Annotated in this window: 10 protein-coding genes; 4 read left to right on the top strand and 6 right to left on the bottom strand. The window is 72.0% G+C overall.

Annotation, left to right across the window (positions count from 1 at the left end; translation table 11 throughout):
* Positions 1–74: 74 nt before the first annotated feature.
* Positions 75–1,901 carry an ABC transporter ATP-binding protein gene (locus tag ACFVW8_RS36055; protein WP_389697699.1) on the bottom strand — a complete coding sequence of 609 codons (1,827 nt, stop codon included), beginning with the start codon at positions 1,899–1,901 and terminating at the stop codon, positions 75–77.
* A 59-nt stretch (positions 1,902–1,960) separates the two neighbouring features.
* Positions 1,961–3,655 carry an ABC transporter ATP-binding protein gene (locus ACFVW8_RS36050; protein WP_389697693.1) on the bottom strand — a complete coding sequence of 565 codons (1,695 nt, stop codon included), beginning with the start codon at positions 3,653–3,655 and terminating at the stop codon, positions 1,961–1,963.
* Positions 3,656–3,898: 243 nt separating this feature from the next.
* Here ACFVW8_RS36050 and ACFVW8_RS36045 point away from each other — a divergent pair, with 243 nt between their 5' ends.
* From ACFVW8_RS36045 to ACFVW8_RS36030, 4 genes are all read left to right on the top strand, one after another.
* A complete protein-coding gene (locus ACFVW8_RS36045) occupies positions 3,899–4,966 on the top strand; it encodes a FecCD family ABC transporter permease (RefSeq protein ID WP_389697691.1) in 1,068 nt (355 codons plus the stop codon).
* Positions 4,963–6,084 (top strand): FecCD family ABC transporter permease, encoded by a 1,122-nt coding sequence (locus ACFVW8_RS36040; protein ID WP_389697689.1) that lies wholly within the window; start codon positions 4,963–4,965, stop codon positions 6,082–6,084. The genes ACFVW8_RS36045 and ACFVW8_RS36040 overlap by 4 nt, the downstream gene beginning before the upstream one ends.
* An 80-nt stretch (positions 6,085–6,164) precedes the next feature.
* On the top strand, positions 6,165–7,034 hold the full coding sequence (locus tag ACFVW8_RS36035) for an ABC transporter ATP-binding protein (protein WP_389697697.1): 870 nt from the start codon (positions 6,165–6,167) through the stop codon (positions 7,032–7,034).
* A 93-nt stretch (positions 7,035–7,127) separates the two neighbouring features.
* A complete protein-coding gene (locus ACFVW8_RS36030) occupies positions 7,128–7,658 on the top strand; it encodes a GNAT family N-acetyltransferase (protein WP_389697687.1) in 531 nt (176 codons plus the stop codon).
* Positions 7,659–7,689: 31 nt separating this feature from the next.
* Here ACFVW8_RS36030 and argB read toward each other — a convergent pair whose 3' ends face one another.
* The 4 genes from argB to ACFVW8_RS36010 form a co-directional block, all read right to left on the bottom strand.
* A complete protein-coding gene (gene argB, locus ACFVW8_RS36025; protein WP_389697695.1) occupies positions 7,690–8,553 on the bottom strand; it encodes an acetylglutamate kinase in 864 nt (287 codons plus the stop codon).
* An 85-nt stretch (positions 8,554–8,638) separates the two neighbouring features.
* Entirely contained in the window at positions 8,639–9,034 is a 396-nt protein-coding gene (locus ACFVW8_RS36020; RefSeq protein WP_389697685.1) for a hypothetical protein, read from the bottom strand.
* A gap of 107 nt (positions 9,035–9,141) precedes the next feature.
* Positions 9,142–9,861: a DUF2470 domain-containing protein gene (locus tag ACFVW8_RS36015; RefSeq protein ID WP_389697683.1), complete on the bottom strand. Its 720-nt coding sequence runs from the start codon at positions 9,859–9,861 to the stop codon at positions 9,142–9,144.
* A 225-nt stretch (positions 9,862–10,086) separates the two neighbouring features.
* A complete protein-coding gene (locus ACFVW8_RS36010) occupies positions 10,087–10,419 on the bottom strand; it encodes a winged helix-turn-helix transcriptional regulator (protein WP_389697681.1) in 333 nt (110 codons plus the stop codon).
* Positions 10,420–10,692: the final 273 nt, after the last annotated feature.

The raw sequence follows: 10,692 nt of genomic DNA, 5'->3' as shown, positions 1-10,692 counted from the left end.
TCTCAACACCCCCCTCCCCCCGCCCCCCGGTTAGACCTTCACCGAGGGGCGGCGGCTGTGTGCTCAGCGGGCGTTCACTGCGCGTCGGCAGCCGCTGTCGCCGAGCGGACCGGGGTCCTCGCCCCGTCCGCCTGCTCCCGGCGGCTGTCGGACCACGCCTCCCACAGCGCCGCGTAGGGTCCGCCCGCGGCGACGAGTTCGTCATGGCTGCCGCTCTCCACGACCCGGCCCTCGTCGAGGACGACGACGCGGTCGGCCGTCGCCGCCTGGGGGAGCCGGTGCGCGACCATCAGACCGGTACGCCCCTCCAGCGCCCGCAGGGCAGCCTCCTCCAGGATCCGCGCGCCCGCGCTGCCGGCGTCGGCGGTGGCCTCGTCGAGGATCGCGATCGGCGGATCGGCGAGAACCAGCCGGGCCAGTGCGAGGTGCTGCGCCTGGGTGACCGTAAGCCGGTGGCCGCCCTCGCCCACGACCGTGTCCAGGCCGTCCGGCAGCGCCTGCGCCCACTCCAGGGCGCCGACGCGGGACAGCGCCGCGCGCAGTTCCTCGTCGGTGGCCTCCGGGCGGGCGAGACGCAGGTCCTCGGCCAGCAGTCCCGCGAACACGTGCACCTCCTGGCTGATCAGGGTCACCGCGCGCCGCACACCCGCGGCGCCCAGTTCGGCCGCATCGACCCCGCCCAGCGAGATCGTCCCGCCGTGCGGCTCGTGGACGCCCGCGATGACCTTGGCCAGCGTCGTCTTGCCGGCCCCGCTGGCACCCACCAGCGCCACCCGCTCCCCGCTGCGCACCTCCAGATCGACCTTCCGCAGCACGGGAGCGCCGGAGCCGTATGCGTAGCTGAGCGCGCTCACCCTCACCGAACCGTCGGCCGGAGTGACGGCGCCCGGTGCCGTCTGCTCGGCCGGCAGCTTGGCCAGCCCGACCAGCCGGGCGAAGCTGGCGCCCGCCGACTGCGCGTCGTCGATGAGGAACAGCGTCGCGTTGACCGGGTTGAAGAGGCTGTGGAAGTACAGTGCGGCGGCGGTGGCCGTACCGATGCTCACCGACCCGTTGTCCACCAGCAGGAAGCCCGCGCCGAGCATGGTGGCCAGCCCGATGTACTCGGCCAGGTTCAGCCGCGAGAAGAAGCCGGTGACGATGTGGATGCCGCCCAGCGCGAGATCCCGCGCCGCCGCGGAACGCTGCTCCAGCAGGGCGGTGTGCGCGTGGTTCAGCCGGAAGGCCCGGACGGTGCGCACCCCGCCGACGCTGTCGAGCAACTGGTGCTGGAGCGCGCCGGTCGCGACGCGGTGCTCGGCGTACACCGGAGCGGCGCGGCGCAGATACCAGCGCACGGACAGCACCTGCACCGGCACCGCCAGCAACGCCGCCGCGAGGAACCGCCAGTCCAGCACGGCCAGTCCGGCGAAGGTCAGCACGATGGTGAGCGCGGACCGGGTGAACTCCGGCAGCGCCTGCCGCACCGACTTCGCGATCATGGAGACATCGCTGGTGACCCGGGACACCAGGTCCCCGGAACCGGCCGCCTCGACGCGCTCCAGCGGCAGCCGCAGCGCCCGCTCGATGAACTGCTCGCGTGCGGCCGCCAGTACGGTCTCGCCGAGGCGGGCCACGAGCGTGCTGCCGACCGCGGCGGCGCCGCCGCGCACCAGCGCCACCACGACGAGCAGCACCAGGGGCGTCGTCAGCGCCCCCGACCCGCGCTTCTCCACCACCAGGTCGACGATGTGGCCGAGCAGGGGAGCGGTCAGCAGGCCGATCCCGGTCCCGGCGACCAGGACCGCGACTGCTGCCGCGGTCAGCCGCCGGTGGCCGCGCAGCATGGTGCGCAGCGCCGCCACGCTCTCCCTGCCGCTCGCCGTCGGCAGCAGCGCACGGTCCGCGCCGGGTGTGCTCATGACCGCTTTCCCCTCGTCTTCCGTGTCCGTGTCCACCGTGCGGTCCGCGTAGGCGGACGTCATGCGAGCACCGCCGCGCGGTACCGCTCGTCGCCGGCGACGAGTCCGGTGTGCCGGCCGTCGGCGGTGACGACGCCCTCGTCGAGGACCACCACCCGGTCGGTGACCGCGAGAAGGGCCGGGCTGGTCGTGATCAGGATGGTGGTGCGCCCGCGGCGCACCTCCCGCAGCCGGGTGGCGATCCGGGACTCGGTGACGGTGTCCACGGCGGTGGTCGGGTCATGCAGCACCAGTACGGGCGTGTCGGCGGCGAGGGCGCGGGCGAGGGCTACGCGCTGTCGCTGCCCGCCGGAGAGGGACCGGCCGCGTTCGGCGAGCACGGTGTCGCCGCCCTCGGGCAGCAGCCGGGCGACCTCGTCGGCCGCCGACGCGGTGAGGGCCTCGTCGACCGGGGCCCCGCCCTCGGCCCCCGCCCGTACGTTGTCCAGCAGGCTCGTCTCGAAGAGGTCGGCGTCGTGGTGGGCCACCAGGACCGAGCGGCGCAGCCCGTCGGGGGCGAGTTCGGTCATGGGTACGCCGTCGAGCTCGATCAGCCCGCCGGCCGGGTCCCGCTCCCTGGCCAGGCAGAGCAGCAGATCGCCGGCGGCGGCCGGATCCCCGGTGACCACGCCGATCAGTTCGCCCGGCCGGATGTCGAGATCGACGCCGTGGAGCGAGCCGAGCCGGACTCCGGTCAGCCGCAGATGTCCCGCCGGTCCGTCGGACACCGCCGACTCGCCGCCCTCGACGGCCGCGGGCGAGTCCAGCACCTCGGCGATCCGGCGCGCGGAGGCGCGGCCCTGGGCGAACTCGGCGTTGACGTAGGTGAGCAGCTGGAACGGCCCGAGGAGGAACTGGGCCAGACCCACCGCCGCCACCAGGTCACCGATGCTGATGCTGCCGCGCATGGCGAGATAGGCGCCCACGATGCCGATGACCGCGATGAAGACACCCGTCAGGGAGAGGACGGCGCCCTCGTGACCGGCACGGCTGCGGGCCGCGCGCAGCGCGGCGCCGAGTGAGTGCCGGCTGGTGGTGCGGTAGCGGGCCACGGCGGCCGACTCGGCGCCCATGCCCTTGAGGACGCGCAGTCCGGCGACCAGGTCGGCGGCTACGCCGGAGGCGTGCGCGGCCCTTTCCTGCTCGGTCTCGCTGCGTCGTTCGAGCGGCCTGCTGATGCGGTGCCCGAGCCACAGCAGCGGCGGGATGCCCAGCAGGACGAGCAGTCCCAGCGGGACGGAGATCCTCAGCAGTGCCACCGAGCTGATCACCAGGGCGGAGGTCGCGGCGATCCCGTACGCCAGCACGGTCGCCACCGAACCCACCCGGCGGGCGTCATTGGTGGCGATGCTGGTGAGCGCGCCGGGCAGCCGGTTCGCGTCGGCGCCGCCGCGTGGATCGAGCACCCGGGCGCCCAGCTCCATCCGGATCCGGTGTGCGGCGCGTTCGCCCGCCCCCTCGGCGAGCCGGGCACTGGTGCGGTAGCAGTTCGACAGCACCAGGAACAGCCCCGCCAGCACCAGGAGCCAGCGCAGCAGGGCCTGGGAGGAGCCGGTGGCGACCGCCGTGTCGATGGCGGCGCCGATGACGACGGGAACCAGCGCCTCACAACCCTGGTGCACCGCCCCGAGCAGGGACCCGGTGGCGACGCGCCGCCGCTGTCCTCTGATCGCTCTGCGGAGGACTTGCCCCCCGGTCGGTCCTCCACCTGGCATGCGGGCCTCCGCGAAGTCTCTGAGAAAGTTAGGTAAGGCTACTCTAATGGGGTGAACCCGATGCGGAGCCGGCCTCGTCGTCCCCGGTCGCGGCCGTGTGCGCCATTTCGCGGGCGGGGGACGCTCGTTGACCGGGCCGCACTGTTCGGTTAGCCTCACCTAAGTTCCATTCGGGGTCCTGCGTCACTTCACGGCGCCCTATTGCTCGCGGTGCACCCGAACCGCCGTCAGGGGGAGTTGTCGGTGTCGGTCGAAACCCGGACGGTTCCCGAGGACCGGGTCGATGCGCCCGCCGTCCCCCGGGCGGGGCGGACCGCGAACACCCTGCGGGGCATCGGGGTGCTCGCCGCACTGGGCGCCCTGGTCCTGGTCGGACTGCTCAGTGTGTGGGTGGGCACCCGCGGCATCCCGTTCACCGCCACCTGGAGCGTGCTCTGGCACCCCGACGGCTCCGAGACCTCGATCATCATCCATGACTACCGCATCCCCAGGACGCTGCTGGGACTGCTCGTGGGCATGGCCCTCGGTCTGTCCGGCGCGCTGATGCAGGCCCTGACCCGCAACCCGCTCGCCGATCCGGGAATCCTCGGCATCAGCCTGGGCGCCTCCGCCGGAGTCGTCGTCGCCATCGCCTTCCTCGGCGTGGGCTCGGTCCTGGGCTATGTGTGGTTCGCCTTCATCGGTGCGGCCGTCGCCTCCGTCGCCGTCTACCTCCTGGGATCGTCGGGCCGCACACTGGCCACCCCCGACCGGCTGGTCGTGGCCGGAGCCGCGACGACCGCGGTGCTGTACGCCTTCAACTCGGCGGTCCTGCTGCTCAATCCGCGCGCCTTCGACCAGTACCGGTTCTGGACGGTGGGCTCGCTGTCCGGCCGGTACTACGACGTCATCCTGGTCGTCCTCCCCTTCATCGCCGTTGGCCTGCTGATCGCCCTCGGACTCGCCCCCGCGCTCAACGCCCTCGCGATGGGCGACCAGCTCGGCCGCGCCCTCGGCCTCAACGTCGGCCGCACCCGGGTGCTGGGCGCCGTCGCCGTCATGCTGCTGTGCGGCGCCGCTACCGCCGCGGCCGGACCGATCGGCTTCGTCGGACTGGCGGTCCCGCACGTCGCCCGCTTCGTCGTCGGCCCCGACCAGCGGTGGGTGCTGACCTACTCGATGCTGCTCGCCCCGGTCCTGCTGATCGGCGCCGACGTCCTGGGACGGGTGCTCGGAGCGCCGGGCGAGGTCCAGGTCGGCATCATCACCGCGTTCCTCGGGGCGCCGCTGTTCATCGCCCTGTGCCGCCGCCGAAAGCTGGTCATGCTATGAGTGCCGTACGGGAGAAGCGCCCCTTCTCCGCCGGGAGTCCGCGGCTCGGGGCCGGTGCGGGCGGCGGGGAGCCGCGGGTCATCAGCGGACTGGTGCTGCGCACCGGCAGGGGCGGACTGTCCGTACGGGTCCAGGGCCGCGTCCTCCTGGTGACCGCCGTGATGCTCGTCGCGCTCGTCGCGGTCGCGCTCGTCACCCTTACTACCGGCGACTTCGAGCTCTCCGTCGGCGAAGTCCTGCGGGCCGTGTTCGGCCACGGCTCGGGCGGCGCCGACTTCATCGTCAACACCCTTCGTATGCCACGCCTGCTGACCGCGACGTGCGTGGGCGCGGCCCTCGCGGTCAGCGGGGCCATCCTGCAGAGCCTCACCGGCAACTCCCTCGGCAGCCCGGACATCATCGGCTTCACCAACGGCTCGGCCGTCGGGGCACTCCTCGTCATCATCGTGCTGCACGGCAGCATGACCCAGATCGCCCTGGGTGCGCTGGTCGGCGGCCTCGCCACCGCCGCCGCCATGTACCTCCTCATGCTGGGCCGAGGACTTCAGGGCTTCCGGCTGGTCGTCGTCGGCATCGGAGTCAGCGCACTGCTGCTCGCCGTCAACTCGTATCTGATCACCCGGGCGACCTGGCAGGAGGCACTGGAGGCGCAGGCCTGGCTGATCGGCAGCCTCACCAACCGGGGCTGGCAGCAGGCGAACACCATCGGCATCGCCGTCCTCGTCCTGCTCCCGCCCGCCTTCTTCCTGGCCCGCCGGCTCTCCATGGTGGAGATGGGCGACGTCACGGCGATGGGACTCGGCGTCGACGTGGCGCGCACCAGGGCCCTGCTGCTGGTCATCAGCGTCGCCCTCGCCGCGTTCGCCACGGCGGTCACCGGGCCCATCTGGTTCATCGCGCTGGCGGCGCCCCAGCTCGCCCGTCGGCTGACCCGGGCCTCGGGCCCCGCGCTGGTCCCCGCCGCCCTCATGGGCGCCCTGCTGCTGGCCGCGAGCGATCTGCTGGCGCAGCGCCTCTTCGCCCCCGCACTGCTCCCGGTCGGCACGGCGACCGGCACCATCGGCGGGCTGTACCTGATCTGGCTGCTGGTCACCGAGTCGCGAAGGAGCCGCGCATGAGCCGCAGGACACCCCGCACGACCGGCGCGTCCGGGACGGCCGGCCCGACCGCTGACTCCGCGACGACCGAGGTGACGCACATGACCGGGACAGAGCCGGCGACCCCCCGACTGCGGGCCGAGAGCCTGACGCTCTCCTACGACCAGCGGACCGTGGTCAGTTCGCTCGACGTCGAGATCCCCGACCGCTCCTTCACCGTGATCATCGGGCCGAACGCCTGCGGGAAGTCCACGCTCCTCAAGGCGCTCGCACGGATGCTCAAACCCCGCTCCGGGCAGGTGTATCTCGACGGTGCGGGCATCGCCACGTACCGCTCGCGCGAGGTGGCCCGCCGGCTCGGCCTGCTCCCGCAGTCCTCGACCGCTCCCGGCGGCATCACCGTCGGGGACCTGGTGGCCCGGGGCCGCTATCCGCATCAGGGGATGCTGAAGCAGTGGTCCGCCGACGACGAGACGGCCGTGCTGGAGGCGATGCGGCAGACCGGTGTGCTGGAACTCGCCGACCGTCCTGTGGACGACCTCTCCGGCGGTCAGCGTCAGCGCGTCTGGCTCTCCATGGTGCTGGCGCAGCAGACCTCCATCCTGCTCCTGGACGAGCCCACCACCTTCCTCGACATCGCTCACCAGGTCGAGGTTCTCGACCTCTGTGCCGATCTGCACGCCCGCAGGGGGCACACCGTCGTGGCGGTGCTGCACGACCTCAACCAGGCGTGCCGGTACGCCACCCACCTCATCGTGATGCGGCCGGGCGGCACGATCGCGGCCGAGGGCGACCCGGCCACCGTCATGACCGCCGAGCTGGTGGAGGACGTGTTCGGACTGCCGTGCCGGATCATCGACGACCCCGAGACCGGCACACCGCTGATGGTGCCGGCCGCGCCGCAGCGGTACGTCCCCGACGGGCTGACGGACCGGGAGGCCGCTCCCGACGACTCCGTGTTGGCCAATTAAGTTAGGTAAGGCTAACCTTGTCTTGATGGTTCACCGGGGTACGCGGCGATCCGGCCGCACTTCGCGCACGGTGGAACCCGAGGAAGGAACGCCTTGATCACGGCCATGCCGCTCCCCGCCGCGCTGCCGCACGCACCCCACCCCGATGCTCTCGGGGTGCGCCGGGCACACCCAGGGGATGCTGCCGCCCTCGTGACGCTCTCCGAACCCTTCGTCCGCTCGGGAGCGCTGCGCGAACGGCCCTGCCACGTCTACGCGGCCCAGGCCGCTGACTTCCTCGTGGCCGAAGGGGCCGACGGCGCCCTCCAGGGCTGTCTCGCCGTGCGGGTCCATCCCGGCACGGGCCCCGAAGCGGATCGCGGTACGGCTGCCGCCGGGGTCCTCTACAACTTCTGTGTCGCCCGGCAGCGGCAGGGCGGCGGGCTGGGTGCGCGCCTGCTGGGCGCGGCATTTGCCGGGGCAAGGGCGCAGTCCCTGGGGTTCCTGTTCACCGCGACGACCGGCAGCGGTCGCCTCTTCCTCCGCCATGGATTCGTACCGGCCCGGCCGGGCCTGGCTCCGCTCGCCTGGGCGCGCACCCTGGACCCCCGGCGGGGGGCCCGCGTTCTCGCCCGCGCTCTGTGATGCCACAGCGTCAGGCTTCAGGTGTCAGGCTTCAGGCGTCCGGCAGGACGGTGGTTCCGGGGCTCTTCTCGTCCAGGAGGCCGCGCAGCACCGCATGCGGCACCCGGCCGTCCAGCACCTGTGCGCGGCCCACTCCGGCGCGGACCGCCCGCAGGCAGCCCTCCATCTTGGGGAGCATCCCGCTCGCCAGCCCGGGAAGCAGGCCGTCCAACTCGGCTGCCGTCAGGCGCTCGACGACCTCGGTGCTGTGCGGCCAGTCCGCGTACAGCCCCTCCACATCGGTGAGCATCAGCAGCCGTTCGGCCCCGAGAGCGACGGCCAGGGCCGAGGCCGCGAGATCGGCGTTGACGTTGTAGACCTCCCCCTCCGTGCCGCGAGCGAGGGGCGACACGACGGGGATGCGGCCCAGCTCCAGCAGCGAACGGATCGTGTCCGGCGCCACGTTCACGATGTCGCCGACCAGACCGATGTCCACCGGCAGTCCGTTCACCCGGCCCGTGCGGCGGACGGCGGTCATCGTGTGGGCGTCCTCACCCGACAGGCCCACGGCGAAGGGCCCATGTGCGTTGATCGCGCCGACCAGTTCACGCTGGACCCGCCCCGTCAGCACCATCCGCACCACGGAGAGGGTCTCCTCGGTGGTCACCCGCAGACCGGCCTCGAAGCGGACCTCCAGGCCGAGCCGGTCGAGCATCGCGCTGATCTGCGGGCCCCCGCCGTGCACCACCACGGGGAGCACTCCGGCGTGCCACAGCTCCACGACATCGCGTGCGAACGTCTCCTGGAGGGATGTGTCCACCATGGCGTTGCCGCCGAACTTGACGACCACCACCCGGCCCCGCAGTTCTGTGGGCAGAGCGAGGCCCGTACGGGGATCGGTCCGTACCTCGTTCATGAGCCGCGCCGACTGTTCATGGACGCCGGCTGCGGCCGTCGCGACCTGTACGGTCATCTTCTTCCGTCTCTCCTGGTGGGGGGCGTCACGCGCCGTGGCGGACCCGGCCGAGCAACAGGTCGCGCAGCAGGCCGTCGGTCGTGCGGACCATCGCGCTGCGTGCCGCCCAGCGAAGTGCCATGGAGTGCTCCTCGGCGGAGAAGTCGGCCACGAGCCCGCGTCTGGCCGGCGGTTGGGCGGCCGGTTCGGCACTGAAGACGACCGGGATGCCAAGCGTTCCGGCGAGCTCCCGCAATGCGGCGATGTTCTCCACCAGTTGAACGACCGGGGAGTGTCCCGCCGGGAACGCCCGCACGAAGTGGCTCTGCATGTCGTGGACGAGCAGCGCGGCCTGCCCGGGGTCGGTGCTCCAGAAGGGCCGGGAGCGGGGGAGGGCCGTACTGTCGGGCATGTCGTAGGACTTGATGACTGGCAGACCCATGACCGCCCCTCCCCTGATGTGCCGGTGCCCCGGCTCGTGGCGCGAGGTGTCACGGTGGCGTGGCGATTCAGCTGAACTTAGTGAAGCCTAACCTAAGTCATGTGATGTCAGGGGTGCGAGTGGTGCTGGTGCGCGCAGTTCCGGGGTGCGGTGAGAAGCTGCCGGATTCGCTCGCCGGCATCGGTGGCATCACGCGCGATGCCGGGGAAGAGCAACTGGAGGTCGCAGTGGCCGGATTCGTACTCGCAGCGCAGCGTGATGCCGTGGCGGTCCAGTGCGAGGGGCAGTGACCGGATGATGCCGTGCGGCAGCCGGGAGCCCGCGAGTCCGAGCAGATCGTGCATCAACTCCTCGTGGGAGTCGGCCATATGGGTCAGCATCGCGGCCTCCTCGAAGGCCAGCGGGTCGGGCTCGGCGAGGGCCATCTCGTCCAGCGCGACATCCGTCGCCCCCGCCGGGGTCCGCAGCGAGACCCGTGCCGTGTCGAGCCGCAGCGCGCCGCCGCCCGCAGGGGTCAGCCATCCGGAGACCGTCACCCGGGCGCGGACGCGGTCGCGCAGCGGGGTGGGGGCGATGTCGGTGAACTCCAGCAGGGCGGCGAGGCTGCCCAGGGGTGCGTCGGCGGCCTGCTGTGCCAGTGGGGTGTCGGGGCGGGGGTGGAGGGTGATCTGCCCCTGGGCGCTGACCGAGTGCAGCCCGATCAGATCGTAGGTCTGTCCGGTCGTGGTGAGGGACAGTGAGGTCGCGCGGGACAGTACCGTGCGGACCAGCTCGGCGTCGGTCGGGCCGGTCGGGCCGGTCGTGGTGGCGTCGGCGTCGGTGCTCAAGGGGGACTCCCTGCGAAGCGGATTCGAGTTAGGTAAGCCTAACCTTATTTCACCGCCTGTATGGGTGTCGAGGAGGCCCCGCTCCGGACCTGCTGTGAACTGAGGGTGGAGCGTCGTCTCCGGTGCGCCCGGGGCGAGGTGGTCTTCAACCGGACGGTGCCGTGGATCCCGCGAGCCGGGCCTGATCCCGACGGGGAGCCGGGGCTGCAACTGGTGCGGCGAAGCTCAGGGCGCCTCTCCCGAACGCTCCAGGTCGAGTGCGACGGCTCGCACCGCGTCCACGATCGGCAGCAGCTTGCGGCCGAACGGGGTGAGTTCGTACACCGTCGACTGCTTGCTTCTCGACTCCACGAGGCGGCTGACGATGCCGGCCTCGTCGAGCTTGCGCAGCCGGTTCGTCAGGGTGACCGCGTTGATCTTCGGGACGGCTCGCTGGAGTTCGTTGAAGCGCATGCCCGACTTCTGCAGCGTCATCACGATCGCCAGCGTCCACAGATCGCCGACGACCGACAGGATCTGCATGCAGCGCGCCGTCTGGAGGTCCTCCGGCTGGTTCATGATGCCGCCCATCCTAAGGGCTGTCCCGTAACCCCTGGCGGGCGCGCGGCGTCAGCTACGGCGCCTCGCCGCGTTGCCGAAACGCCCGAATCGCTCCGCGATGAGTGCGCTCCGGCGCCTTGCGATGCACCGCATCTGACGCCGCGCGCTGATCCACCAGGGATTACGGGACAGCCCTTAGCTTGATCTTTAACCTGTGCGGCGTGGACGAGGGGTTGTTGACTTCTTCGTCCGTCGTTTCGCGGGGGCTGGTTTGCCGACTGTGTGCACGTC

This window comes from Streptomyces sp. NPDC058221 (assembly GCF_042882365.1).
Lineage (GTDB): Bacteria > Actinomycetota > Actinomycetes > Streptomycetales > Streptomycetaceae > Streptomyces.
The sequence above is the reverse complement of the archived record's forward strand: the minus strand, read 5'-3'. Positions and strand labels throughout refer to the sequence as shown.

Coding starts and splice junctions, on each gene's coding strand:
- argB (WP_389697695.1), bottom strand. CDS start 8,553: ATGAACGAGGTACGGACCGATCCCCGTACGGGCCTCGCTCTGCCCACA.
- ACFVW8_RS36040 (WP_389697689.1), top strand. CDS start 4,963: ATGAGTGCCGTACGGGAGAAGCGCCCCTTCTCCGCCGGGAGTCCGCGG.
- ACFVW8_RS36020 (WP_389697685.1), bottom strand. CDS start 9,034: ATGGGTCTGCCAGTCATCAAGTCCTACGACATGCCCGACAGTACGGCC.
- ACFVW8_RS36055 (WP_389697699.1), bottom strand. CDS start 1,901: ATGAGCACACCCGGCGCGGACCGTGCGCTGCTGCCGACGGCGAGCGGC.
- ACFVW8_RS36035 (WP_389697697.1), top strand. CDS start 6,165: ATGACCGGGACAGAGCCGGCGACCCCCCGACTGCGGGCCGAGAGCCTG.
- ACFVW8_RS36010 (WP_389697681.1), bottom strand. CDS start 10,419: ATGAACCAGCCGGAGGACCTCCAGACGGCGCGCTGCATGCAGATCCTG.
- ACFVW8_RS36050 (WP_389697693.1), bottom strand. CDS start 3,655: ATGCCAGGTGGAGGACCGACCGGGGGGCAAGTCCTCCGCAGAGCGATC.